The organism is Roseateles sp., assembly GCF_047654805.1.
Lineage (GTDB): Bacteria > Pseudomonadota > Gammaproteobacteria > Burkholderiales > Burkholderiaceae_C > Pelomonas.
On record NZ_JASGIV010000001.1, the window covers coordinates 5,754,982 to 5,780,014 of the forward strand.

Sequence of the window (25,033 nt, forward strand, 5' to 3'; positions counted from 1 at the left end):
GTCCTCTCCCGCCATGCAGTCCATCACCGAAGCCCAGGTCGCCACCGTTCTCGACTTGTCCAGCGCCATCTCCGCGTTGCGCGAAGCCTTCCTCCAGCACGGCCGCGGCCAGGCCCAGGTGCTGGCGCGTCATCGCGCCATGGCACCCATCGGCGGCGCCTCGCTCGCCATCAGCGCCATGGGCGCCATCCTGGACGCCGATGGCGCGCTGCCTGCCGTGCTGGGCACCAAGGTCTACTCCGCGCGCAACGGCAAGTACAACTTCCTCGTCAGCCTGTTCTCGGCCAATACCGGCGAGGCCATCGCTACGCTGGAGGCCAACGAGTTCACCCGGTTGCGCACGGCTGCGGCAACCGCCGTGGCGGCCGACCTGCTGGCGCTGCCGGATGCGCGGACGCTGGCCGTCTTTGGCGCGGGCATCCAAGGCCGGGCCCATGCACAAGCGCTCGCCCGCGTGCGCCGCTTCGAGCGCGTGCTGGTCTGCGCGCGCTCGGGTTCCGAGGCCTTTGCAGCCGAGCTGCAGGCTTCACTGGGTCTGCCGGTGCAGGCGGTGGATGCGGCCACGGCGGCGTCACAGGCCGACGTCATTGCGACGGCCACGCGCTCGCCAGTGCCGTTGTTCGATGGCGCCCTCGTCAGGCCCGGCGCCTTCGTTGCAGCCGTCGGCTCAAGCACCGCGAAGGCGCGCGAACTGGACGACACGCTGCTGGGCCGCGCAGCCCTCGTCGCCGTCGAGTGGCAGGAGGCTGCGCTGCATGAGGCCGGCGACATCGTGCAGGCTGCGCCGGGCGTCATCGCGCCCGGGCGCCTTGTCGAGCTGGGAGAACTGCTCGTGAACGCGCGCCCGCGCGCCGCGCAGGACATCATCGTCTACAAGAGCGTCGGCATCGGCCTGGAGGACGTGGCGCTGGCCCGCCTCGTCGCCCATCGCCTGGGAGCCTGCTGATGCGTGCCTGGCTGTTCTCCGTGGCCTTCGTGCTGGCGGGCTGCGCCAGCGTGCCGGCCCCCATGCCCGACCCCGTGCGGGCTGCGCTGGACAAGGCCGGCCTGCCGGCCGACAGCCTGGGCTTCGTGCTGCAGCCGCTGGATGGCTCGCGCCCGGTGCTGCGCCAGCGCGCGGACGACGCGATGGCGCCGGCCTCGACGATGAAGCTGGTGACGGCCACGGTCGCGCTGGACAAGCTGGGCATCAACCATCGCGGCCGCACGGAGCTGCTGGCGGCTGCGGCGCCCGTCGACGGCATCATCGAGGGGCAGCTGATCCTTCGCGGTGGCGCCGACCCCGACCTGGACTGGCCGGCGCTGTGGTGGTTGCTGCGCCAACTGCGCGAGAGCGGCGTGCGCGAGATTCGTGGCGGCCTGCTCGTGGACCGCAGCCTTTTTAGCCCCGCGCGCCTGGACGTCGGCCTGCCGCCTTTCGACGAGGCACCGGAGTTCGACTACAACGTCATCCCCGATGCGCTGCACCTGAACGGCAGCCTGCTGGACTTCGAGCTGCAGGCCACCGCCACCGGCGTCGCCGCGCGCACGCTGCCGGCCTTGCCGGGACTGGCCGTGGATGCGGGCGCGATGACGCTGTCCGCGCGCGCCTGCAAGGACTGGGATGAGGACTGGAAGTCCGCCGTCGTGCAGCCCGTCGCGCAAGGCCTGGCGCTGAAGCTGCAGGGTGCCTTTCCCGCGGGATGCCGCCAGCGCGCGCCGTTGCAGATCGTTGACCGGCAATGGCTGGCCACGCACATGGTGCGGCAGTTCTGGACCGAGTTGGGCGGCACTCTGGGCCCGACCGACGCGGAAGGCGTCGCGCCGGTCGGCGCCGTCGTGCTGGCCACACATCGTGGCCGGCCACTGGCCGAGGTGCTGCGCGGCGTCATGAAGCGCAGCGACAACGCTCTGACCCGCCTGGTCTACCTGCAGCTGGGCGCCCAGGTCGCCCAATCCGGTGAGGACACACGGGCGGCGTCCGAGCGCGTCGTGCGGCAATGGCTGGCGGCGCACGCCGTCGACGCCTCGCCCCTGGTGCTGGACAACGGCTCGGGCCTGTCGCGCAGCGAGCGCGTCAGCCCGGCCCTGCTGGCCGGCGTGTTGCGCGCGGGCCAGCAGGGCGCGCAGGCGCCAGAGCTGCTGGCCACGCTGCCCATCGCGGGTGTGGACGGCACGCTGTCGCGCCGACTCAAGGACGGCCCGGCCACGGCCCGAGCGCGGCTCAAGACGGGTACGCTGCGTGATGCCGTGGGCCTGGCAGGTTTCGTGCCGGACGCTAGCGGCAAGCCCTGGGTCTTCGTCGCACTGATCAACCATCCGGAGGCCGCGCGCAAGGGCCGGCCGGTGCTTGATGCTCTGGTGAACTGGGTGGCGGAGCAGCGTTAGCGCCCGCGACCTGGGGCGGCCCTGGGGCAGCACGGATGCTGGGCCAGAATCGTGAGCGTCGCCCCACGACGCTCACCATCGAATGACCGCCACCGTTCACTTGCTACACGGACTTCCCGGGTGCGGCAAGACACACTTCGCGAGGCAGCTTGCCGCCGAGCGTCGATGCGTGCTCCTCAGTCATGACGAGTGGGTGGTTCGCCTCTTCGGTTCGCAGCCCACGACCGCCCAGATCGAGTCTGCGCGAGAGCCGATCCACGCGATGCTTTGGATGTACACATCCCGCATCGTCGATGCGGGAAGCGATGTCGTGCTTGACTTCGGCTTCTGGACACGCGGCGAGCGGGACCGGGCGAGAGAGCAGGTGCGCCAGGCAGGGGCTGCGCACCGGCTGTACACCTTCAAATGCTCGCCCCAGCTCGCCTGGGAACGGGTCAAGCGCAGGAACGGTCTCGACTCAGCGGACTCGCTGCACATCGACGAGCAGACCTTTTGGCTTTTGGCTGGGCGCATCGAGCCCCTGATGCCGGATGAAACCTGCACATCGGTCCACGGCTGCTGACGGCTCGATGGCTTGGGGCAGAGCTCCGTCAGCCTCAAGCAGTGCTATGGCGGCTCGCGATCCGGATCACGCCAGGGCCGCCCTAGGCGACCGCCGGCGCCAGCAGCCTGATCGTCCCGGCATCCGCATCCATCTCCGCCATTGCCCCCACCGGCACCGTCAGCTTGCGCTTGATGTGGCCGATGGCCGCGCCACGGTAGACGGGCACGCCCAGCGGCAGGAAGTAGTCGTCAAAGACCTCGTCCAGGGTCAGTGCGCCGTAGCCTTCGCCGGGCTCGCACTTGGTGAAGCGGCCAAGCACGACGCCGGCCAACTGGCCCAGCGCGCCGGTCAGGCGCAGGGTGGAGAGACAGCGGTCGATGCGGTAGATGTACTCGTTGATGTCCTCGAGGAAGAGGAGGGCGCCGCGGCAGTCGGGGAAGTAGGGGGTGCCGGCCAGCGAGGCCAGCACGGTCAGGTTGCCGCCGACCAGGCGGCCCTGGGCCTTGCCGCCGCGTAGCGTCGAGATGCGTTCCTCCCGGATGACGAGGTCATCCGATGGCTTCACCGCCGGGTTGCGCAGCAGTGCTGCCTCGGCGTTCATGACAATGGCCTTGAAGCTCTGCACCGAGTAGTCGTTCCACTCTGACACCGCCACCGGGCTGTGAAACGCGACCAGGCCGGTCTGTCGATGGATGGCATTGACCAGGCTGGTCAGGTCGCTGAAGCCGCCGAAGAACTTCGGCTTGCGGCGGATCAGCTCGTAGTCGAGCTTGTCGACGATGCGGTTGCAGCCCGAGCCGCCGGTCATCGCGATGATGCCGGCCACCGAGTCGTCGGCGAACATGGCGTTCACGTCGGCGGCGCGCTGGGCGTCCGTGCCGGCGAACGGCCCGCGCCGGGCGGCGACATTGGGACCGTGCTTGACCTTGAATCCCAGCGCCTGCAGCGACTCGGTGGCGATCTTCAGCGGCTCGCGTTCGAAGGTCGCATTGGCGGGGCTGACCAGGCCCAGCGTGTCGCCCGGGCGCAGACGTGGCGCCAGCAGCGCGCCACCCGTGGCGGCCGGGGCCGGGCGGGCCGCAGCAAGCAGGCCAGCGGTGGTTCCGAGTTGCAGAAGGTGGCGGCGGGAGGTCGTCATGAGCTGTCCTGCGGGTGAAGGGCCCATTCTCCCCAGGGCACCGCGCAGCATGCGCGGCTGGTGTATTCCAATCCATGCATGAACGACAACCTGCCCACGCTGCCGACCCTCAGGCCAGGCCGCTACCGCCACTACAAGGGCGGCGAGTATGAAGTGCTCGCCGTCGCCCGCCACAGCGAGACGCTGGAGGCGCTCGTCGTCTATCGGCCGCTCTACAACGACAGCGGCTGCTGGGTCAGGCCTTTCGAGATGTTCACCGGCATGCTGGAGGTGGCGGGCCGGCTGCAGCCGCGCTTCGAGTACATCGGCTGACGCCGGCGCGCCGGCACAAAGTCACGCGCCAGTGGCCGGGGACGGGCCGTCATCGGTTTTTCATCAGGATCTTGGGGCATCAGGGTTTCTACGATGTTTTGCATTGCCGTCGCCGTGGCCGATGCGGGCAAGACGACGCCCAACACAACCCCAGGACCCGTCCAATGAAGTGGTTTTATGACCTGAAGATCGCCGCCAAGCTGGTGGTGTCGTTCGTCGCCGTGCTGCTGCTGACCGCCGGGCTCGGCGTGTTCTCGGTCATTGAGCTGGCGCGCGTGAACCAGACCGCCACCGACCTGGCAACGAACTGGCTGCCGGCGGTCAAGTCCGCCGGCGACATCCGCTACGACCTTGCCCGCATCCGCTCCGAAGCGCTGCAGCATGTGCTGGCCGAGGATGAGCGGTCCAAGAAGGCATACGAAGAGTCCTTGGCCAGCCTGATCGCCAAGCTCGCTGCGGACCGCAAGGCCTACGAGGCCACGCTGTCCGAGCCCGAGGAGAAGAAGGCCTATGAAGAGTTCAGCGCACGGTTCACTGCCTACATGAGCGAGCACGCCAGCGTGCTTGCGCTCTCCAGCGAGCGCAAGACCGCCGAGGCGCTGGCGCTGCTGCGCGGTGCGGCGCGCGAGAACTTCAGGGTCATGGAGGAGCGCATCCAGGAGATCGTCAAGGTCAACGAGGCTGGCGCCGACGAGGCCAACCGCCTGGGTGACACGCTTTACGCCAGTGCGCGCGGCTGGGTCATCGCGACGGTCGTCGCGTGCGTCGCGCTGGGCCTGGTGCTGGCCCTGGGAGTGGCCCGCCTGATCTCACGCTCGCTGCAGGAGGCCGTCGAGGTCGCCCGCAGCGTAGCCTCCGGCGACCTGACGCGCCGCGTCATCGTCAGCAGTCGCGACGAGACCGGCCAACTCATGCAGGCGCTGCAGGATATGACCGGCAGCCTGACGCGGCTGATCGAGCGCGTGCGCGCCAGCTCCGACTCCATCGGCACGGGCTCCACGCAGATCGCCACCGGCAATGCCGACCTCTCGCAGCGTACCGAGGAGCAGGCTTCCAACCTGCAGCAGACCGCCGCGTCCATGGAGCAATTGACCGTCACCGTGCAGCAGAACGCCGACACGGCGCGCCAGGCCACGCAACTGTCGGCCACCGCCTCGACCGTGGCGTCGCAGGGGGGCGAGGTTGTCGGCCAAGTCGTCGAGATGATGGGCCGCGTGTCCGACAGCTCGAAGAAGATCGCCGACATCATTGGTGTCATCGACGGCATCGCCTTCCAGACCAACATCCTGGCGTTGAACGCCGCTGTCGAGGCGGCCCGTGCGGGTGAGCAGGGGCGCGGCTTCGCGGTCGTGGCCTCGGAGGTGCGTGCGCTGGCCAGCCGCTCGGCAGATGCGGCCAGGGAGATCAAGGTGCTGATCGGCCAGAGCGTCGCGACCGTCGAGCAGGGTGCCGGCCTGGTGGACGCCGCGGGCCGCACCATGGCCGAGATCCTGTCCCAGGTGCGCCGCGTCAGTGACCTGATGAGTGAGATCGGCGCGGCCAGCAACGAGCAGTCCCAGGGTATCGGGCAGGTCGGCGATGCCATCATGCAGCTCGACCAGGTCACGCAGCAGAACGCTGCACTCGTCGAGGAAAGCGCGGCGGCCGCGGACAGCCTGAGCCAGCAGGCCAGGCTGCTGACCGAGGCGGTGTCGGTGTTTCGCGTCGACCCGACGCTGACCGCGGCCTGACCGCCCCGAAAAACCCGCCGTGAGGCGGGCGGGTGGGCGCGCTGCTGGACTAGAGTGCAGGTCAGGCGCCCGCCGTCGCGGGCGCGGTTTGCGACTCGGACGACGACGCGCCATGGCCCTGGACCTGACGCCGGACGGCCTGCCCACCTGGCAGGACGCGCCACTGTTTTTGCCGCCGAAGGAAAGCGCGGTGCTGGCCCTGATGATCCGTGCCCAGCCGCTGGCGGTGAGCAAAGCCGATATGGTCCAGCATGCTTGGCGCGGCTCGGCGGTGTCGGATGACAGCTTGGCGCGCTGTATCAGCCAGCTGCGCCGCGCGCTGCCCGACGTCAGGATCGAGGCGGTCTATGGCTTCGGCTACCGGCTTGTGCAGCCCGAGCCCGCTGTGCACAGCCGCATGTTGGCCGTCGTGAAGGCGCCGCCGGACGTCGTCGAGGCTTATCTGCACGCTTGGGAGCTGTCCCAGCACGGCACGCCGCGCGCGATGGGCCGAGCGCTGACCGTGCTGCGCGCCATCGCGGCCGAGTACCCCGACTATGCACCGGCCCGCGTGTCGCTGGCCGCCACAATTGGTGCTGCGGTCGGCTGGGGGATGGCCATGGAGCTGGGCGTGACCGTGGCAGAGGCCCAGGCTGAACTGGACGCCGCGGAGCGCCACGATGCGAGCGCCATCAGCCTGCGCGTCGCACGCGCCTGGTTGGCAGACATGGACTGGCGCTTTGACGACGCCGAGCAGCTGTTCAGCGCGGCCTACCGCGAGCAGCCCGACGACGCCGAGCTGCTGCCGCTGTTCGGTTGGCACCTTCTGGCTACGGGTCGCAGCGGCGAGGCGGTACAGGTGCTGCGCCGCGCGGTGGCGCAGCGCCCGTTTGCCGTCTACCCGCGTGTGATGCTGTCGCGTGCTCTTGGCTATGCCGGTCAGACCGAGGCTGCGCTGCAGGAGGCCGAGCAGGCCGAGCTGGATCATCCCGACAGCGCCATCGCGATCGGCCAGCGCCTGCTGCTGCGAGCCAGCCGCTGGCCCGGTCCGGAGCTGGTTGCGCCGTCGCTGCAGTTGCTCGCGCGGTCCGACGCGCCGTCCTATGTGCGTGCGACGCAGCCCTACGTGCTCGCTCGCTGCGGCGAACACGCGCAGGCGCAGGCGCTGATCGATGCAGCGCTGAACGGCGAACAGGCCGGTGCGGCCAGCAACGTGCTGTTCGCACCGGCGCTGGGGGTGCTGGGCCATCTGGATCGTGCGGTGGCGCTGATAGAGGCAGCCTTCGAGGCGCGCTGCGGATTACTGCCGCTGTTGCTCAATGCGCCACTGCAGCTGCTGGCGACCTGTCCGCCCGTGCAGCGACTGCAGGCATTCTTCAAGTGGCGATCGGCGGCGGGCCGGCATTGAACGCATGCGCGCCAGCCGGCTGCTTTCCATCCTGATCCTGTTGCAGCTGCGTCCACAGATCACGGCGCCGGCGCTGGCGCGCGAGTTTGAGGTGTCGGTGCGCACCATCCTGCGTGACATCGACGAACTCTCTGCGGCCGGCGTACCCGTCTATGCCGAGCGCGGCCGCGATGGTGGCTTCAGGCTGCGCGAGGGTTTTGCAACGCGGCTCAACGGCCTGCTGGGCGACGAGGCGCAGGCGCTGCCGCTGCTGGGCCTGCCAGGAGCAGCTTGCGAGCTGGGTCTGGGCGGAGCCTCCCAGCGGCTGCGGCTCAAGCTGCAGTCGGCCATGCCGGGTGACACGGCGGCGCTGGCCGGTCGGCTGCAGGCTCGGCTGCATGTGGACCCGCTGGATTGGTACCAGGGCGGCGAGCCGGTCCAGCACCTGCCAGCGCTCGCGCAGGCGGTGCTGGAGTGCCGTCGCATCGAGCTGGACTACCTGAGCTGGAAGGGCGAGAGCCACTGGCGGGGCGAACCGCTGGGCCTCGTCCTCAAGGGCGGCAGCTGGTATGCCGTCATGCGCTGCGGCGCGCGCACGATGACGCTGAAAGTGGCCAACGTGCTGGCGCTGGCGGTGGCCGAGGAGACCTTCGAACGCCCTGGGGACTTTGATCTTGCAGCCTGGTGGCAGGCTTCGCTGCAGCGCTTCGAGCGCGATCTGCGGCCGGGGCGGGCGGTGTTGCGCGTGACGGCCGAGGGGTGCCGCCGCCTTGCCGAGCGCGGCCGCTATGCGGCCCAGGCCGTCGCTGCGGCGGTGGCCGAGAAGCCGTTAGGGCCAAAGTGCTGGGTACGGGTGCAGCTGCCCATCGAGAGCGTGGACCAGGCGGCGCGGCTGGTGCTGTCGCTGGCGCCCGAAGCCGAGGTCGTTGCGCCGGCGGAGCTGCGGGCCAGGGTGGCGCAGTGGGCGGCGGCTCTGGCGCAGCAACACCTCGGTGAGGGGGTGAGCGAGTAGGTCGTCGCAGGAACGAAGGGAGCCGGACAGGCCCCATTTCCGCTCGCCGCTGTGGCGAGCGCATCCTGCGATGCGATGGGCGCCTGGCCGGCAGGCTCAGAGCACCCGCGGCAGATCGCGCCTGACCGCCACGCGGTCGCCAAAATCGAAATGCCACCACTCGGTGGTGATGCCGTGGAAACCCGCTTCGCGCATTGCCGCACGCAGCCAGCCGCGCTCGATCAGGTGTTCGGGCCTGAGTGTGCCCAGCGCCAGGTGCTCGACCTCGTGGTCGGGGTGGGAGGACAGCGTCATCTCGTCGAAGCCGCTGCCCATGTCGACCTCGCGGCCCGCCGGGTCGAGGAGGGTCAAATCCACGGCCATGCCGAAGCTGTGGATGGAGCCGCGCTCCGGGGGGGCGAGATACATCGTCAGCGGCGTGCCCTGCAGTTCGTCCCACAGGCGCTGCTGGACGCGCTGCGGGCGCAGCGCGTCCAGCACCAGCAGGCGGTAGCCGGGACGGCGCTCGTGCAGCCAGGCGGCAGCGTGCTCCAGGGCGTCGGCGGCCTCGCGGCGCAGCCAGTCGCAGGCGATGCCGTCGTAGACGGCGTGGCCGACGAAGTTGTCGGCGGTCGCGTAGCGCAGATCCACGGCGATGCCATGCCGCAGCGTGGCCAGGCGTCGGAAGTCCGGGTGGCCGTCGATGTCTTCGATGTGCAGGCTGTTCAGGGCAGGGGTCACGGCAAGCGGGCCAGGTGCTCGTGGGCGGCGGCGGTGATGAATTTGACGAGGCGGCGAGCGGCCTGGCCGAGCGGTGCGCTGGCAGCGCTGAGCAGGTAGAGCTGTACGGGCACGGCCGGCGATAGGGAGCGTACGCGGACCCGTGTGGGGTCGGCGCTCGCGGCGGTGAAGGGGTCCACCATGGTCATGCCGACGCCGGCCTCGACCAGGGCGCGCGCCAGTTGGTAGGTCTGCACGCTGATGCGGCTGGCCAGCGGCTGGCCCAGCGCTTCACCGGCGTGGTGGAGCAGCCCGGCCAGTGGGTCGTCGCTTTGCAGGCCAACGATCTCGGTGCGGATGTCGGCCAGACCCAGCGGGCCCTCACCCTTGGCTTCGGGGCTGCTCAGCGGGCACAGCGCCACCATGGTGCCGCTCGCGATGGACTCGGCCTTGATGCCGGGGTGGCGCGGATCCTGCAGCGACAGCGCCAGGTCGGCCTCGCCCAGCAGCAGGGCCGACACGATCTCGCGGGTGTGGTGTGTGGCCAGCGAGCAGTTGGCGTTTGGATAGGCTTTGCACCACGGTGTCATCGCGGCCGGCACGATAGCCATCGCCAGGGCCGGTGTGGTGACCAGGCGCACCTGTTCGCTCTCGCCGCTCTTCAGGTTGGCCGCCAGCCGTCGGATGCCGACGAGGTCGCGGTTGAGCTTGTCGATCTCGACGAAGAGGCGCTGGGCCTCGGGCGTCGGGTAGAGCTTGCCGCGCACGCGGTCGAACAGCGCCATGCCAAGCTGCAGTTCGCAGTGCTGCAGCACCTTGGTCACGGCCGGCTGCGAGATGTGCAGCAGTTGGGCGGCGCCGCTGATGGTGCCGGCCTGCATGATGGCGTGGAAGACCTCGATATGCCGCAGTCTCATTTCCGGTAGACACCCTCGAAATCGACGGAACCATTCGGCGCCATCTTGAAGCCCACCACATCCTTGCGGATGGGGATGTAGACGGTGGAGTGCGCCATCGTGATCCAGGGGCGCTCGTGCTTGAAGATCTCCTGTGCCTTCTCGTAGAGGGCGTTGCGCTTGGCCACGTCAGGAGTGGCGCGAGCCTCGTCGATGAGCTTCTCGAACTGGGTGTTGCAGAACTTGATGCCGTTCTTGTTGGCGGCGCAGCTCAGATTGGGCGTCAGGAACTCGTCGGCGTCACCGGTCTCGCCGCTCCAGCCGCTCATGTAGACGCTGTGCTCGCCATTGTTGGCCCGCTTGAGGTACTCGCCCCACTCGTAGGTCTTGATGTTGGCCTTGACGCCGATCTTGGCCCAGTCCTGCTGGATGAGCTGGGCCATCAGCTGGCCGTTGGGGTTGGTAGGGCGCTGCACTGGCAGAGCCCAGAGGTCGATCTCGAAGCCCTTCGGGTAGCCGGCCTTGGCCAGCAACGCCTTGGCCTTGACCGGGTCGAACTCGTTCTTCAGCTTCTTGTTGTAGCCCGGGACGGCCGGCGGGAAGGCGCTCACGGCCTGCATCGCATCGCCGCGCGCGAACAACGCCTTGAAGATGGCGTTGCGGTCGATGGCGATGTCCAGCGCTTCGCGCACCTCCCGCTTGTCGGTGGGGGCTTTCTTCAGATTGAAGCTCAGGTAGGAGATGTTGAGCGCCTGGATCTTCTCGATACTGATCTTGTCGTTGCGGGCCAGCGAGGTCACGTCCACGTCGCGCAGCGGCGAGGTCACATGGCACTCGCCGGCGGCGATCTTCTGCACCCGCACATTCGGCTCGCGGCTGATGCTGAAGATCAGCATCCCCGTGCGCTGCTTGCCACCCCAGTAGTCGGGGTTGGCTTCCATGCGCAGCACGTCGTCCTTGGCGTAGCTTCTGAAGCGGTAGGGGCCAGTACCGACTGGTTGCACGTTGATCTGAGAGGCCTTGCCCTCCTTAAGCAACTGGGCAGCGTACTCGGCGGATTGGATGCTGGCCCATGCGAAGGCAAAGTTCGCGATGAACGTCACGTTGGGCTGGTGGAGCCGGAAGCGGACGGTGTGCTCGTCGATCTTGTCTATGCCAGCGACCAGCTTGGCCAGGCCAAGGTTCTGCGGATAGACGAAGTTGACCGGGAAGGCCTTGTTGAACGGCTGGCTGGGGTCGATGAAGCGGTTGAAGGTGAACAGCACGTCATCGGCGTTGAAGTCCCGCGTTGGCTTGAACCAGGCTGTGCTGTGGAATTTCACGCCCTGGCGAAGCTTGAAGGTGAAGCTCTTGGCGTCGGGGGAGATGTCCCAGCTCGTGGCCAGCTTGGGCGCCAGCTCCGTCGAGGGCCGATTGAAGCCCAGCAGGCCGTTGAACAGCTGGTTGCTGACGGCGTTGGTGCTGGCGCTATCCCACATGCCGGGGTCGAAGCCCTCGGGGCTGGCGTCAGCGCAGTAGATCAGCGGCTTGCTCTGCGCCTGGGCGGCGGCAGGGCCGAGCAGGGCGAGGGTGGCGAACAGCAGCGGCGCGGCAAACTTCATGGCGGCAGGCAAGGGAAGGGGACGATCGGGCATTGTTCGGAGCACCGGCAGGAGCAGCAAGCGAGGACGAGATCATGAGGCATAACAAAAGCTCATGGGCTTGGTCGGGCTTGGTCGCGCCGGCGCATCACAATTCAGCGCATGTGGACCGGCTTTCAACCGCTTAGCGTGCGGCGCGATGGCGTCACGTTGTTCGCCCGCCAGGGCGGCCCGGCGGATGCTGCTCGGACGCCACTGCTGCTGCTTCACGGCCACCCGCAGACCATGGCCATGTGGCACCGAGTGGCGCCCTCGCTGGCCGCTGCGCGCCGTGTGGTGCTGATGGACTTGCGCGGCTATGGCGACAGCGACCGGCCGCCTGCCGGCGAGGGCAGCGCCGCCTACGCCAAGCGGGAGATGGCGCTGGACGCCGTCGCGCTGATGCGCTCGCTGGGCCATGAGCGTTTCGCCGTATTGGCGCACGACCGCGGCGCGCGCGTCGCACACCGGCTGGCGCTGGATCATCCGCAGGCCGTCACACGGCTCATGCTGCTGGACATCGCGCCCACGCTGGCCATGTACGAGGGCACGACCGAGGCCTTCGCGCGCGCCTATTGGCACTGGTTCTTCCTGATCCAGCCGTCGCCGCTGCCAGAGCGCCTCATCGAGGCCGACCCCATTGCCTATCTGCACGATGGCATGGGCCGGCGCGGCGCAGGACTCTTCGACCCCCGGGCCTGGGCTGAGTACCAGCGCTGCATCGCCAGTCCGGGCAGCGCCGCAGCCATCTGCGCCGACTATCGCGCCGGTGCCGGCATCGACTTGGAGCACGACCGTGCGGACCGCGACGCGGGGCGGCGCGTCACCCAGCCGCTTCGTGTGCTGTGGGGCTCCGAAGGCGTCGTCGGGCGCTGTTTCGAGCCGCTGAAACTCTGGAGAACGGCTGCCGACGACGTGAGTGGCCGCGCGGTGGACAGCGGGCACTACATCGCCGAGGAGGCGCCGGGCGAAGTGCTGGCCGAGGTGGCGGAGTTCTTCGACAGGGAGGGGTGACGCGGGAGGCGCCATGCCCACGGCCTGCGCATGTATGGCTGGGCGCCGGACCTCGGCGGCGCCCGTCATGTGCCTCGCCGGGCAAGTCCATTGCCAAGGCTGCGAAAATGCCGGCACCATGAAGCCCATCGCCTACACCCGCGCCAAGGAACTGCCTGCCCTGCTGCAGCAACGCATCGCCGTGCTCGACGGCGCCATGGGCACCATGATCCAGCGCTACAAGCTGGGGGAGGCCGACTACCGCGGTGAACGCTTCAAGGACCATGGCAAGGACCTGAAGGGCAACAACGAACTGTTGCTGTTCACGCGGCCCGACGTCATCCGCGAGATCCACGAACAATATCTCGCGGCCGGCGCCGACCTCGTCGAGACCAATACCTTTGGCGCTACCTCCGTCGCTCAGGAGGATTACGACCTGCCCGAGCTGGCCTACGAGATGAACCTCGTCGCCGCGCAAATCGCCCGCGCCGCCTGCGACAAGTATTCGACGCCGGCCAAGCCGCGCTATGTCGCTGGCGCGCTGGGGCCCACGCCGCGCACCGCGTCCATCAGCCCTGACGTGAACGACCCAGGCGCGCGCAACATCGACTTCGACACGCTGCGAGCCGCCTACTACGAGCAAGCCAAGGGCTTGCTCGATGGCGGTGCCGACGTCTTCCTGGTCGAGACCATCTTCGACACGCTGAACGCCAAGGCAGCCATCTTTGCGCTGGACGAGCTGATGGAAGACACTGGCGAGCGCCTGCCCGTCATCATTTCGGGCACGGTGACCGACGCCTCCGGCCGCATCCTGTCGGGCCAAACGGTGACCGCCTTCTGGCACTCGGTGCGCCATGCCCGCCCCATCGCCATCGGGCTGAACTGCGCATTGGGCGCGACACTGATGCGGCCCTACATCGAGGAGCTGTCCAAGGTGGCGGGCGAGGTGGCGGTCAGCTGCTACCCCAACGCCGGTCTGCCCAACCCCATGAGCGACACCGGCTTCGACGAGACGCCGGATGTCACGGCCCGCCTGGTGGGCGAGTTTGCCCAGGCCGGCTTTCTGAATATTGCTGGTGGCTGTTGCGGGACCACGCCCGACCACATCGCGGCCATCGCCAAGGCCGTGTCGGCCTACCGGCCGCGGGTCAGCGGTGAGAAGTTTTTCAGCCAGATGCTGGACGCTGCTTGAGTAGCATGCGCCCCGGGCCGGAGCTTTGCCCGGCCTCAGGGAGCGAGCATGGATTGGCGTGGCGTGGTGGCGGACGGCGTCCGTGCCTATGGCTTGAGCGACGCTCAGCGGCTTGAGCTGCTGGCCCTGGGGCGGCTGGACCGCGAGCCAGCGCTGCTGCAGATGCGTCTGCCGCTGCTGCTGGCGGGGCTGGCCTGTCTGCTTTGTGGTCTGGGCCTGATCTTCGCGATCGCGGCAAACTGGTCCGGGCTGGCGCGCGCGACGCAGTTCGGCCTGTTGCAGGCAGCCCTCGGGCTGGGCGTCCTGGGCGTCATCGTGCGCCCCAGCCTGTGCCTGCCGCTGGGGCTGTGGAGCCTTCTGGCCATCGGCGGGCTGCTGGCCTTCTTCGGCCAGACTTACCAGACCGGTGCGGACACCTGGCAGCTCTTTGCGCTGTGGGCCGGGCTGGCCCTGCCATTGGTCCTGGGCCTGCGTTCGGACGTGTTGTGGGCGGGGTGGAGCCTGGTGGTCATGACGGCCATCGCGCTGTGGGTGGCGGCACACGCCGGGCACCGCTGGCGTGCCGAGGCCGACGACGTCGTGGTCCATCTGCTCGGCTGGCTCGCGGCACTGGGGGTGGCGCTGGCCCTGCACGGCGACTGGGGGCGGCGCGCAGGCTGCGGCGTGTGGGCGCGGCGCACCGCGGCCTGCCTGGCGGCGGGGCTGGTCACGGCGACGGCGCTGGCGGCGTTGTTCGGCAGGGAGCCGACCGTGCAGGCTCTGCTGGCTCTGCTTGCGCTCGGGGCCGCTGCGTGGGCTCTCGCCCGGCCCGATGGCTTTGACCTCTTCAACCTCAGTGCGGTGGCGCTGGGCCTGAATGTCGTGCTGGTGGGCGGGTTGGCCCGCCTGTTGTTCAACGGGCCTTCCGGTGGCGCACCCTTCGGGCGCTTCCTGCTGCTGGGACTGGCCGCCGCGGGGCTGCTGGCGGCCACAGTGGGCGGCGTGCTCCGTCTGGCCCGCAGGCCCGGATCGCGCGAGGGTGACGATCTATGAAGCCGGCCTCGATCGAAGTCCTTTGGCATGAGGCGCAGACCCGCGGGTTGCTTCCTGCCGGTGCCAGGCCCCCCATGGCTGCCACAGAGGTCCGACCCTGGCCCGTGGTCCTGCTCACGGCGGCCGGGGCCTGGCTGGCGGCTGTTCCCTTGTTGGCGGCCGTGGCGCTGATGTTCGGCCCTTTGTTCCAGCACGGAGGCGCCTACCTGGCCGGCGTCATGCTGCTGCTGGGCGCCGTGGCGATGCTGCGCGCGAACCTGCCGCTCTTTGCGGAGCAACTGGCCGTGCCCTTGCTGCTGGCGGGGGGCGCCAGCCTGGGCTTCGGGCTGTTCCGGGACTTACAGGAGCCCGCGGCGCCCGCAGTGCTGGCGCTGATGGCATGGGGTGCGGCATTGGCCGTGCGCGAGCACTGGCTCAAGGCCTGCCTGGGGGCCGTGGCCGCCCTGTTTACGGCGATGGTGTTCTGGTCGTGGGTACCCAGCTCCCACACGCCCGGAGACACGGCGGCCTATTGGCTGGGCTGGCACGTTTGTGTCGGCGCCTGGCTGCTGGCCGCGTTTCGGGAGCGGCGCGCCGGCCTGGGCTCGGGGTTGGTGGCGATGGCGACCGGCTGGTTGGTCATGTGCCTGCTGGGCCTGGCCTTGTTGTGCAACCTGGAGCAGTTGCTCGGCGGCCGGCAGGCTGGCTTCGCCGGTGAGCATCCCCGGGCGGACTGGCCCGGCTTCGTGTCGTCGGGGCTGACGCTGCTCGGCGCTGGCTGGCTGGGTCTGGCCTGGCCGTCGCTGCGCCGGCCAGCCTATGGCGGTGTGGCGCTTGTGTTGGCCGGGCTTGCCATCTTCATGCCGGCGCTGGGCGCGGCATTGCTGGCCCTGGCGGGCAGCGCGGCGCGGGCGCGGTGGCGCCTGGCTACTGCCGCCGTGCTGGCTGCCACCTGGATCGTCGGCAGCTTCTACTACCAGCTGAGCTGGCCCCTGGTCACCAAGGCGGCGATGCTGGCGGCGGCGGGAGTGCTGCTGGGGCTGCTGGCCTGGCCTTTGTGGCCGCGCGGCGGCTTGACGGTACCTTCTAAGGCCGGCGGCGGCGTGGGTCGTGGACATGCACGCATCGGCGCCGCGGCCAGTTTGGTCGCGGTGCTGGCGGTGGTCAATGCAGGTATCGCGCAGAAGGAGGCACTGATTGCCGATGGCCAGCCGATCTTTGTGCCCTTGGCGCCAGTGGACCCGCGCTCGCTGATGCAAGGGGATTTCATGCGGCTGAACTTCGCGCTGCCCGGCGAGGTGCCTGCGCAGGCGGGCGGGCTGCTGGCCGTACGACGCCCTCATGTCGTCGCCAGCCTGGACGAGCGTCGCATCGCGCGCCTGCTGAGGCTGCATGACGGCTCGCCATTGGCGCCCGGCGAGCTGCTCATCGAGCTCACGCCCAAGGGCGGTCGCTGGACCGTCGTGACCGATGCCTGGTTCTTCCAGGAGGGGGAGGCACGACGCTGGTCGGCGGCACGGTTCGGAGAATTCCGAGTGAAGCCGGACGGCCAGGCCCTGCTCGTGGGGTTGCGGAACGAGGCGCTCGGCAAGCTCTAAGGTCATTTGTTGACAAATGAATTCAAACGAATACATTCGTGTTCGTTGGAACTCACGAAGGCAGGTGTCCCATGGCGACACAGACCATCACGATGGAGCCGCTGTCTGCGCGCATCCCAAGCGACCTCTACCTGTGGCTGGCGCAGCTGCAGGTCGAAGGTGCGACGACGAACAGCGACAAGCTGCGCGTGCTGCTGGGTCAGCTCAAGCGCCAGCATGACGGCGCGTTCGACTATGTGGCGGCCCATGCCTGGGCGCGCGAGCTGACGCACCGGCTGCGCGAGGCGCTGGTGCGCATCGAGGGTGCCGAGGGCAGGCATTCCGAGGTGCTGGGCCAGCTCGTTGAGCAGGTCACGTCGCTGATGGCCCTTGTCATCAGTGCCGCGCCAGCCAGCGCCGCCGACGCCGCCAAGCTGGAGGATGCGCTGGTGCGCCGCGCTGCGCTGCTTGGCGAATCCCTGCTGCGTCAGGCCACGACTGGCACGGCACATGCCTTCGACCCCGAGGTGGTGAAGCGCCACCTCTCCGCCACCGTCGAGCTCGCCTCGACACTGAACATCACCCAAGGAGCTTGAGATGGCCGATTCCCTGAAGACCCGCGTGGGCCGCGTAATCGCCGGCAGCATGCACGCGCTGCTGGACAAGATCGAGGACATCAATCCGCAGGCGGCCATGGAGCAGGCCATTCGTGAAGCCGAGACCGTCATCGATGACGTTCGGCACGAGTTGGGCACTGTCAGCGCCAATCGCCACCTGGCACAGCAGCAGCATGCCAAGCTCAACCGCAGCCACGAGGAGCTGCGCGATCAGGTCTCGCAGGCGCTGGCCCAGCAGCGCGAGGATTTGGCGCGTGCCGCGGTGTCGCGCCAGATCGACATCGAGGCGCAGATCCCCGTTCTGGAGACGACGCTGGCCGACCTGGCTCGCCAGGAGCAGGAGCTGCAGGGTTTTACGGCCGCGCTGCTGGCCAAGAAGCGCGAGATGCAGGACGCGCTGGCCGAGTTTCGCAAGAGCCGTACCGCCACAGAGTCGGCCGCCCAGCCGCTGGGACAGGTGAACGTGGAGCAGCGTCTTGGCAAGGTTACGGATGCCTTCGACAAGATTTACCAGCGTCAAACGGGGCTGGACGGGACGCAGCGCGCAGGCAGCCTGCAGCAGGCAGCGCAGCTGCGCGAGCTGGACGAGCTGGACGAGCTGGTGCGCGACCACAAGATCGCCGAGCGCATGGCGCGGATCAAGGCCGGGGAGGCCTGACACTCACGTCCATCACAACAGGGAGGGTCGATGAATCTCTTCATCTCGCCGGAGACGCTGCCCTTCGGCGTCGCGGTCGCGCTGATCGTGGCCATTGCGTTGCTGGAAGGCTTGGGCATGCTGATCGCGCTCAGCCCCAGCAACCTCATCGACAGCTGGCTGCCGGAGCATGCTGCCGAGACGGGGCTGGACCGCGTGCTCGGCTGGCTGCACCTCGGCCGAGTGCCGGCGCTCGTGCTACTGCTGCTGTTCCTGCTGGGCTATGCGCTGTTCGGCTACGCGCTGCAGAAGGTGGCATTCAACCTGTTCGGCAGCTTCGTGCCCGCCTGGGTCGCCGGTTTGCTGGCCGTTCCTCCGGGCCTGGCCACCGTGCGCGGCATCGGCAGTCTCGTCGCGCACATCGTGCCGCGCGACGAGAGCAGTGCCGTCAGCGAGCAGTCGCTGGTGGGGCGAGCGGGCATCGTCAGCGCAGGCGCGGCGCGGCGTGGGCTGGCCGCGCAGGCACGGGTGCGCGACGCCCATGGCCGCACGCACTACCTGATGGTCGAGCCGGATCTGGACGACGAAGTGTTTGAAGAGGGCGCGCAGATCCTCATCGTGCGCAAGGCAGGGGCGTTCTACCGCTGCATTGCCAACCCGCACCCCCATCTGATCTGACAAAGAGGGAGCTAGAAAGTATGGAAAACATCATCGAGATCGTCGGCATTGCCGGCGTTGCCCTGGTCGGTCTGCTGACCATCGGCTTCGTCTTCGCACGGCTGTACAAGCGCAGCACCAAGGAAACGGCCTTTGTGCGCACCGGTCTGGGCGGGCAGAAGGTCATCATGGACGGTGGCGCCATCGTGCTGCCGGTATTCCACGAACGCGTGCTCGTCAACATGAACACGCTCAAGCTGGAGGTGTTGCGGCGCGAACGCGAGAGCCTCATCACCCGCGACCGCATGCGTGTGGATGTGACGGCGGCCTTCTTCGTGCGCGTGAAGCAGACGGAGGAAGCAGTCAGTACGGCAGCCCAGACGCTGGGCGCGCGCACCATGAGCCCCAACGAGCTGAAGGCGCTGGTAGAAGACAAGTTCGTCGACAGCCTGCGCGCCACCGCCGCGACCATGACCATCCAGGAACTGCAGGACAAGCGTCGCGATTTCGTGCAGGCGGTGCAGAACGCTGTTGCCGAAGACCTGGAGAAGAACGGCCTGGAACTAGAGTCTGTGTCGCTGACGAGTCTGGACCAGACCGACAAGCAGTTCTTCAACCCCAACAACGCTTTCGACGCCGAGGGCCTGACGCGTTTGACCGAGCAGACTGAGGCGCGCCGCAAGCAGCGCAACGATGTCGAGCAGGACACCGAGGTGCAGGTCCGCACCAAGAACTTGGAGGCCTCACGACTGAAGCTGACCATCGAGAAGGACCAGGAGTTCGCCTCGCTGTCGCAGCAGCGCGAGATCGAGACTGCGCGCGCCGAGCAGGTCGCGCTGATCGCTGCGCAACAGGCTGAGCGGGGTCGTGAAGCGGAGACGGTGAAGATCGAGGCCGAGCGCCAGGTGGGTCAGCGCCGGATCGAGGCCGAACGCGAGATCAAGGCTGCCGAGATCGAGAAGAACCTCGTCATCCAGACGCGCGAGATCGAGCAGGAGCGCCAGGCCGAGCTCAAACGTGCGGAGCAGCGCAAGCAGGTCGAGATTGCCCGCCAGGACACTCAGATCGCCATCGCCACCAAGTCGCGTGAGCAATCCGAGGCGGACGCTGCCGCCAACCTGGCCCGCGCGGAAGCAGTCAAGGCCGAGGAGACTGTCAATACGGCGCGTCAGGTGGCCGTGGCGGAGCGCGAGAAGGCGATCCAGCTCATCGAGGCCAGCAAGGACGCCGAGCAGAGCGCCATTGCGGTGAAGGTGTCGGCCTCCGCCGAGAAGGATGCGGCGATCGACCGCGCCGAGGCGCTGACCATCGAGGCCAAGGCCAAGCAGGCGGCGGCCATCGCCGAGGCTGAGGGGCGTCGGGCGATCAACGAGGCCTTGAACATGCTGTCCGCCGCGCAGATCGACCTGCAGGTGCGCACCCAACTGCTGCAGCAACTGCCGACCATCCTGGCCGAGGCCGTGAAGCCGATGGAGAACATCGACTCCATCCGCATCGTTCAAGTCAACGGCATGCCCGGCCAGGGTGGCGGTACGGGCGAAGGCGGTGGTGCGGCCGGCACGTTCCCCGAGCAGGTCATGAACTCGGCGCTGCAGTACCAAATCGCCAAGCCCATCGTCGACGCCGTCATGCAGGACGCCGGCCTGTCCAACCAGGGCATCACCGGCATGGCACAGAACCTCGCGGCGATGCTCAAGCCCGCCGTGCCAGCGACGCCGGTGGAGTGAGTCTCAGGACGAGCGCGTCGGCGCGCTCGCGGCAGGTCGAGCGCTGCGTCGCGGACCTTCGCTGTAGTCGACCGGCGGCCTCATCAGCGCCGGGTCTGGCTCGCCGCGCTTGATCTTCTCCAGCCGGTAGTTCTGTTCGCCCTGGCGCGGATCGGCGTCGCGACTCTGCACCGTCAGCATCAGCTCGGGGCTGCGCCAGACCTCGCGCGAGCTGACGATGGGCTTCTCGTTGCCGATCTTGCCGGCTTCTATGGTCCAGGTGGTGCGCTCCCCTGTGACCTTGAGGCCGTCGATCTCCCGGGACGGAAGTGCCGTTGTCGTGCCGCCCTCGCGCGGTAGCAGCGTGATGCCCTGCAGCAGCGGGACGGGGGGCTGCGGCGGCGTGGGGACGGTCATGGGCGCCGGCGGCGCGGGTAGGGCCGGCAGCTCGCTGGCGCGGATGATGCGCAGCTCACGCCTTCGTTCCACTGCGCTGGCGCCAGGCGCGGACGGCGCGGCGACTTCCCGTTCGATGACGATGCCTGGCTCCCCCGCCAGCGCGCGTCCGCGCAGGCGCTCGGCGTCCGCGCTGCGCGCCTGTTCAGCTACGCGAGCGCCCCATTCTTTCCAACGCGTGGCTTGTTCCTTCATGCGCTCGCTCCAATCCTGCATGGAAGCCTGCCAAGCCGCCTGCGCAGCCGCATCAGCGCCCGTGGCCCAGTTCGCCGTGCCACGCAGCCGCTGCATACGCTTCTCGTCTGGATAAATGACCCAACTGGTCTTGGCCACCGGGTCGTTCAGGTAGATGAGCTTGGGGCCGCCTTCGCGCTGCACTTCGCGGCGCGTGCGGCCCTCGCCGTCGCGGCACAACTGGCTTTGCTGCTTGCGGACGATGCGGTTGCCGTCGGCCAGCGCCTGCACGTTCTCGTGCACGGCCGTTGCGCAGTAGGGGGCGCCGCGCACCACGCGCTCGCTCTCCAGCTCGCGGCCGGCGAAGGCAAGGGCCTGGTCGCCCAGCGCGATACGCACGGGCATATCGGACAGGGCCAGCTGCACGTGGCGCGTGATGTCGCGTTCGAAGTCGCGCTCAGACGCGCGGTCGGCTTCCGGCGTGGCGGCCGAGGCCGCCAGCGCTGTGCCCAGGGCGCACAGCGCCAGTCCGGTCAGGGGTGTCTTCATGTCGTTCTCCGTCGTCAACAACTCAGTTCAGGATGCGCACGGCCAGGACCTGGCCGCCCGGGTCCAGCATCAGCTCGGCGTGCACCGTCTCGTCGGCACGCGCAGCATCGAAGGGCAGGCCCAGCAGCGCCAGGCGTTCGCGTGGCAGCTCAGTGGGCTGCAGCCAGACGGCGCCGCCGTGCCCAGCTGCGAGGGCCTGGCGCAGTTCGCCGTCCGGCACCAGTGGGATGAAGCCACTGCTGGCGGGCGCCGCCTGGGCCGTTTGGGTGCCGGGCGGGTCCAGCAGCAGCATGGCGCTCAGCAGCACGGCGGCCGTGGCGCCGAGGGCGCTGCTTCCCCAGGCCAAACGGCGCAGCCAGCGCGGCTCATGGGATGCAGCCGTCTCCGCCATCTCGGTGGAGCGGTGGCGGGCGTGCAGCTGGTCGGTCAGGCGACTCAGCAGCGCGGCGTCCTGGTGGGCGTCGGGTTGCAGCCGCGCGAATTCCGCGCGCGCCGGCAGCAGCCACGCGGGGGTGTCATCGTCGATCTTGCTCATGGTCGTTCTCCCACGGCGAGCAGGTCGGCCAGGCGCTGGCGGGCGCGATGCAGGCGGGTGCGCAGCACGTCCACGCCGACGCCGGCGATCGCGGCGGCGTCAGCGTAGCTGCGCTCCTGCAGGTCCACCAGCACGATGGCCTCGCGCTGCGGCCAGCTCAAGGCACGGATGGCCGCCCACAGGCCATCGTGCTGCTGGGCCAGGTTCAGGCGGGCGTCGCTGGCCGGTGTGGCCTCGGCTGGGTCCTCTGCGTCAAGCGAGTCGTCCAGCGGCACATGGCGTCGTGCGTCGCGCCATTGGTTCAGCAGTTGATGTCGCGCCATGCCGGCAAGATAGGCGCCTAGCGAACCGCGGCTGGCCTGGTAGGACTGAGGGCCGCGCAGCAACTGCGCGAAAGCCTCTTGCACCGCGTCTAGCGCCGTGGCCTCGTCGCCGGCCAGTGCAAGTGCATAGCGATAGACGGTGCCGCTTTCGCGCCGGTAGACCAGCGCCAGCGCGTCGGCGTCGCCGTCGGCGAGGCGGGCCAGCAGCGCGGCCTCCTCGCCCGTCGCCGACGCGGCCGGGGCGACGAAGCCGAGGCGGGTCAGCCAGTTCATGGCGGGGTACACGGTGTAAGGGCCTGCGGGGCTTGCATGCACCTATTGAGCGCGAGCAAGTTGGGTCGTTACTCAGGACAAACCCGCCGTCACTTCCGGCATGGGGGCGGCGCGGCATCATGCTCGCAACACTGTCAGAAACGTTCGCATGCTGAACCTGCAAGGCATTGACCACCTCGTGTTGCGCGTCGTCGACCTCGGCGCCATGCTGCGCTTCTATGTCGACACGCTGGGCTGCACGGTCGAGCGCAGGCAGGACGAGATCGGCCTGGTGCAACTGCGCGCCGGCCGCTCGCTGATCGACCTGGTGCCGGTGGATGGCAAGCTCGGCCGCGTCGGTGGCGCGGCACCCGGCGCGCAAGGGCGCAACCTGGACCACTTTTGCCTGCGTGTCCAGCCCTTCGACGAGGCGGCCATCCGCGCCCACCTTGCGGCGCATGGCGTCGATGCCGGTGAGACCGAGAGCCGTTACGGCGCCGAGGGCGAGGGGCCGTCCATCTACCTGGCTGACCCCGAGGGCAACGTCGTCGAACTCAAAGGCCCACCGGGGCCGCTGGCGTGAAGTCGCTGACGCGCGCCATCCTTTGGGGCGGCCTGCTGGCCGGCAGCGGTGATCTCGTCTTCGCGTTTGGTTACTACGGCATGTCGCTGCGCGTGTTCCAGACGGTGGCCGCTGGTCTCATCGGCAAGGAAGCCGCTTTCGGTGGTGGCGCGGCTACGTTCGCGTTGGGCGTGGTGCTGCACTACGGCATCGCGCTGATCTGGGCTGGCATCTTCTGCTTCGCGGCGCTGCGCCTGCCGGCGCTGCTGCGCAGTGCATCGGTGGCGGGCCTGGCCTATGGCTTGGTCGTGTACTTCGGCATGAACACCCTGGTGCTGCCGCTGTCAGCCCTGCACACGCCGTTCTGGCCGCCCAAGCTGGACGCCGCTGCCATCGCCGCGCACTGCGTCCTGTTCGGTTTTCCGATCGCGCTGGTGGCGCGGCGCTGCATGCTCGGCGGGCCCGCGCGCAGCTGACGGAGTCTTGCGGCAGGTCAAGGCGCCTAGATGCAGTCCGGGGGAGCATGGCCCGTGGTCGACCTCAGGAGCCCTGCATGAGCACCAACTTCCGAGCCCTTTCGAACGAGATATCCGGCACGCTGGCCCAATTGCGCGCTGGCATCCCCGACGCCATGCGCGGGTTCGGCGCACTGTCGCAGGCGGCGCTGCGCGAAGGCGCGCTCGACCGCAAGACGAAGGAGCTGATCGCCATGGCCATCGGCATCGCTGCGCGTTGCGATGCCTGCCTGGCCTTCCATGCCGAGGCCCTGGTCAAGCTGGGCTGCAAGCGCGTCGAGTTCGAGGAGATGCTTGCCGTCAGCGTTTACATGGGTGGCGGACCGTCGCTGATGTATGCCGCCCGTGCCCTCGACGCCTTCGAGCAATGCGGTGGCGACCACGCGCGCAGCGAGACCGCGAAGGCCGCCTGATCCGGCCGCCGGCCCCTGCAAAATGGCGGGCACCATGCCCGTCCTGCCTGCCAAGCTGCCCAACACGGGCACAACTATCTTCACCGTCATGTCGGCACTGGCCGCCGAGCATGGCGCCGTCAATCTCGGCCAGGGCTTCCCGGACTTCGGCGCCGATCCAGCCCTGCTGCAGGCTGTCAGCGCAGCGATGGCCGCTGGCAGCAACCAGTACCCGCCGATGACCGGTGTGCCAGCGCTTCGCCAGGCCGTCTCAGCCAAGCTCAACGCGCTCTACGGGTCGACCTATGACGCGGACCGGGACATCACGATCACGGCCGGGGGTACGCAAGGGCTGTTCACTGCGTTGCAATGCTGTGTCGGAGCGGGCGATGAGGTCATCATCATCGAGCCGGCCTATGACAGCTACGACCCGGCCATACGCCTGGCAGGGGCCGTACCGGTGGGCGTGCCGATGACGAGTGACTATCGGCTGGACTGGAGTGCCGTGCGCGCCGCCATCACGCCCCGCACGCGGGCTCTCGTGCTGAACACGCCCCACAACCCCAGCGGCCGGATTGCGACGGGTGAGGACCTGCGTGAGCTGGAGCGGCTTGCCGAGCAGCACGATCTCTTCATCATCAGCGACGAGGTCTACGAACACATGGTGTTCGATGGCTCGGTGCATGAGAGCGTGGCGCGCTTTCCCAGGCTGCGCGAGCGCAGCCTCCTCGTCAGCAGCTTCGGCAAGACCTTCCATGTGACGGGCTGGAAGGTGGGCTTCGTCGCCGCACCGCCGGCGCTGAGCGCGGCCTTCCGGCGCCTGCACCAGTACACCGTGTTCACGGTGCATACGCCCACGCAGCATGCGTTGGCCAACTACCTGGCAGACCCGGCGCCGTGGCAGGGCCTGAGCGGCTTCTACCAGGCCAAGCGCGACGCCTTCCGGGCGTCCATCGCCGCGACGCCGCTGAGGCTGCTTCCCTGCGAGGGCACCTATTTCCAGACGGTGGACTACAGCGCCGTGTCCGATCTGCCGGAGCTGGAGTTCGCGCAGTGGCTGACCACCGAGATCGGTGTCGCGGCGATCCCGCTTTCGGTCTTCTATCAGCAGCCGCAGGAGCGCCGGCATGTGCGCTTCTGTTTCGCAAAGCGAGACGAGACGTTGGCGGAGGCGGCGAAGCGCCTGGCGAAACTTCGCTGAA

General features: G+C 68.7%; 26 protein-coding genes. 19 read left to right on the forward strand and 7 right to left on the reverse strand.

The genetic code is table 11. The features are described 5' to 3' along the window. Positions 1–13 precede the first annotated feature (13 nt). From QM732_RS26100 to QM732_RS26110, 3 genes are all read left to right on the forward strand, one after another. A complete protein-coding gene (locus QM732_RS26100; protein ID WP_415658997.1) occupies positions 14–946 on the forward strand; it encodes an ornithine cyclodeaminase family protein in 933 nt (310 codons plus the stop codon). Then, positions 946–2,367, forward strand: a complete 1,422-nt coding sequence (dacB, locus tag QM732_RS26105) for a D-alanyl-D-alanine carboxypeptidase/D-alanyl-D-alanine-endopeptidase (RefSeq protein WP_415658998.1) — start codon at positions 946–948, stop codon at positions 2,365–2,367. Before QM732_RS26100 ends, dacB begins: the two co-directional genes overlap by 1 nt. Before the next feature lie 82 nt (positions 2,368–2,449). Next, positions 2,450–2,929, forward strand: coding sequence for an AAA family ATPase (locus QM732_RS26110; RefSeq protein WP_415658999.1), 480 nt, complete (start codon positions 2,450–2,452; stop codon positions 2,927–2,929). A gap of 82 nt (positions 2,930–3,011) precedes the next feature. Here the strand turns inward: QM732_RS26110 and QM732_RS26115 are convergent, their stop codons facing one another. After that, positions 3,012–4,049 (reverse strand): S66 peptidase family protein, encoded by a 1,038-nt coding sequence (locus QM732_RS26115; protein WP_415659000.1) that lies wholly within the window; start codon positions 4,047–4,049, stop codon positions 3,012–3,014. A 78-nt stretch (positions 4,050–4,127) separates the two neighbouring features. Between QM732_RS26115 and QM732_RS26120 the strand changes: the two genes are divergently transcribed. From QM732_RS26120 to QM732_RS26135, 4 genes are all read left to right on the forward strand, one after another. Beyond that, positions 4,128–4,361 (forward strand): DUF1653 domain-containing protein, encoded by a 234-nt coding sequence (locus QM732_RS26120; protein ID WP_415659001.1) that lies wholly within the window; start codon positions 4,128–4,130, stop codon positions 4,359–4,361. A 164-nt stretch (positions 4,362–4,525) separates the two neighbouring features. Next, positions 4,526–6,091, forward strand: a complete 1,566-nt coding sequence (locus QM732_RS26125) for a methyl-accepting chemotaxis protein (protein WP_415659002.1) — start codon at positions 4,526–4,528, stop codon at positions 6,089–6,091. 112 nt (positions 6,092–6,203) lie between these two features. After that, positions 6,204–7,478: a winged helix-turn-helix domain-containing protein gene (locus QM732_RS26130; protein ID WP_415659003.1), complete on the forward strand. Its 1,275-nt coding sequence runs from the start codon at positions 6,204–6,206 to the stop codon at positions 7,476–7,478. A 4-nt stretch (positions 7,479–7,482) separates the two neighbouring features. Continuing rightward, positions 7,483–8,469, forward strand: coding sequence for a helix-turn-helix transcriptional regulator (locus QM732_RS26135; RefSeq protein WP_415659004.1), 987 nt, complete (start codon positions 7,483–7,485; stop codon positions 8,467–8,469). A 96-nt stretch (positions 8,470–8,565) separates the two neighbouring features. On the opposite strand, the gene QM732_RS26140 is transcribed toward QM732_RS26135, so the two are convergent. From QM732_RS26140 to QM732_RS26150, 3 genes are read right to left on the reverse strand one after another with little or no spacing between them, the layout of a single operon-like run. Next, positions 8,566–9,189, reverse strand: a complete 624-nt coding sequence (locus QM732_RS26140; RefSeq protein WP_415659005.1) for a M15 family metallopeptidase — start codon at positions 9,187–9,189, stop codon at positions 8,566–8,568. Beyond that, the gene (locus QM732_RS26145; RefSeq protein ID WP_415659006.1) at positions 9,186–10,085 is read right to left on the reverse strand and encodes a LysR family transcriptional regulator; all 900 of its coding nucleotides are present in this window, start codon (positions 10,083–10,085) and stop codon (positions 9,186–9,188) included. Before QM732_RS26145 ends, QM732_RS26140 begins: the two co-directional genes overlap by 4 nt. Further along, complete coding sequence (locus tag QM732_RS26150; protein WP_415659007.1) at positions 10,082–11,665, reverse strand: ABC transporter substrate-binding protein; 1,584 nt, start codon at positions 11,663–11,665, stop codon at positions 10,082–10,084. Before QM732_RS26150 ends, QM732_RS26145 begins: the two co-directional genes overlap by 4 nt. A gap of 141 nt (positions 11,666–11,806) precedes the next feature. Between QM732_RS26150 and QM732_RS26155 the strand changes: the two genes are divergently transcribed. The 8 genes from QM732_RS26155 (at position 11,807) to QM732_RS26190 (ending at position 20,094) form a co-directional block, all read left to right on the forward strand. Further along, positions 11,807–12,697 (forward strand): alpha/beta fold hydrolase, encoded by an 891-nt coding sequence (locus QM732_RS26155; protein ID WP_415659008.1) that lies wholly within the window; start codon positions 11,807–11,809, stop codon positions 12,695–12,697. Between the two features lie 118 nt (positions 12,698–12,815). Next, the gene (locus tag QM732_RS26160) at positions 12,816–13,868 is read left to right on the forward strand and encodes a homocysteine S-methyltransferase family protein (RefSeq protein WP_415659009.1); all 1,053 of its coding nucleotides are present in this window, start codon (positions 12,816–12,818) and stop codon (positions 13,866–13,868) included. Positions 13,869–13,916: 48 nt separating this feature from the next. Then, complete coding sequence (locus tag QM732_RS26165; protein WP_415659010.1) at positions 13,917–14,900, forward strand: DUF2157 domain-containing protein; 984 nt, start codon at positions 13,917–13,919, stop codon at positions 14,898–14,900. A 74-nt stretch (positions 14,901–14,974) separates the two neighbouring features. Then, entirely contained in the window at positions 14,975–16,477 is a 1,503-nt protein-coding gene (locus QM732_RS26170; RefSeq protein WP_415659011.1) for a GDYXXLXY domain-containing protein, read from the forward strand. Positions 16,478–16,548: 71 nt separating this feature from the next. Then, the gene (locus QM732_RS26175) at positions 16,549–17,052 is read left to right on the forward strand and encodes a hypothetical protein (protein ID WP_415659012.1); all 504 of its coding nucleotides are present in this window, start codon (positions 16,549–16,551) and stop codon (positions 17,050–17,052) included. A gap of 1 nt (position 17,053) precedes the next feature. Further along, on the forward strand, positions 17,054–17,731 hold the full coding sequence (locus tag QM732_RS26180) for a PspA/IM30 family protein (protein WP_415659013.1): 678 nt from the start codon (positions 17,054–17,056) through the stop codon (positions 17,729–17,731). Positions 17,732–17,761: 30 nt separating this feature from the next. Continuing rightward, positions 17,762–18,388 (forward strand): YqiJ family protein, encoded by a 627-nt coding sequence (locus tag QM732_RS26185; protein WP_415659014.1) that lies wholly within the window; start codon positions 17,762–17,764, stop codon positions 18,386–18,388. 20 nt (positions 18,389–18,408) lie between these two features. Continuing rightward, a complete protein-coding gene (locus QM732_RS26190; protein WP_415659015.1) occupies positions 18,409–20,094 on the forward strand; it encodes a flotillin family protein in 1,686 nt (561 codons plus the stop codon). A 3-nt stretch (positions 20,095–20,097) separates the two neighbouring features. Here the strand turns inward: QM732_RS26190 and QM732_RS26195 are convergent, their stop codons facing one another. The 3 genes from QM732_RS26195 to QM732_RS26205 are packed head-to-tail and all read right to left on the reverse strand — an operon-like array spanning position 20,098 to position 22,383. After that, positions 20,098–21,252: a hypothetical protein gene (locus QM732_RS26195; RefSeq protein ID WP_415659016.1), complete on the reverse strand. Its 1,155-nt coding sequence runs from the start codon at positions 21,250–21,252 to the stop codon at positions 20,098–20,100. Between the two features lie 22 nt (positions 21,253–21,274). Then, the gene (locus QM732_RS26200) at positions 21,275–21,787 is read right to left on the reverse strand and encodes a hypothetical protein (protein ID WP_415659017.1); all 513 of its coding nucleotides are present in this window, start codon (positions 21,785–21,787) and stop codon (positions 21,275–21,277) included. Next, positions 21,784–22,383: an RNA polymerase sigma factor gene (locus QM732_RS26205; RefSeq protein ID WP_415659018.1), complete on the reverse strand. Its 600-nt coding sequence runs from the start codon at positions 22,381–22,383 to the stop codon at positions 21,784–21,786. The genes QM732_RS26200 and QM732_RS26205 overlap by 4 nt, the downstream gene beginning before the upstream one ends. 148 nt (positions 22,384–22,531) lie before the next feature. Here QM732_RS26205 and QM732_RS26210 point away from each other — a divergent pair, with 148 nt between their 5' ends. The 4 genes from QM732_RS26210 to QM732_RS26225 all read left to right on the forward strand — a co-directional run bounded on the left by QM732_RS26210 (position 22,532) and on the right by QM732_RS26225 (position 25,032). Beyond that, positions 22,532–22,945: a VOC family protein gene (locus QM732_RS26210; RefSeq protein WP_415659019.1), complete on the forward strand. Its 414-nt coding sequence runs from the start codon at positions 22,532–22,534 to the stop codon at positions 22,943–22,945. Further along, positions 22,942–23,400, forward strand: coding sequence for a hypothetical protein (locus QM732_RS26215; RefSeq protein WP_415659020.1), 459 nt, complete (start codon positions 22,942–22,944; stop codon positions 23,398–23,400). Before QM732_RS26210 ends, QM732_RS26215 begins: the two co-directional genes overlap by 4 nt. Positions 23,401–23,477: 77 nt before the next feature. Continuing rightward, positions 23,478–23,852, forward strand: coding sequence for a carboxymuconolactone decarboxylase family protein (locus QM732_RS26220; protein ID WP_415659021.1), 375 nt, complete (start codon positions 23,478–23,480; stop codon positions 23,850–23,852). Then, positions 23,812–25,032 (forward strand): methionine aminotransferase, encoded by a 1,221-nt coding sequence (locus tag QM732_RS26225; RefSeq protein ID WP_415659022.1) that lies wholly within the window; start codon positions 23,812–23,814, stop codon positions 25,030–25,032. The genes QM732_RS26220 and QM732_RS26225 overlap by 41 nt, the downstream gene beginning before the upstream one ends. Position 25,033: the final 1 nt, after the last annotated feature.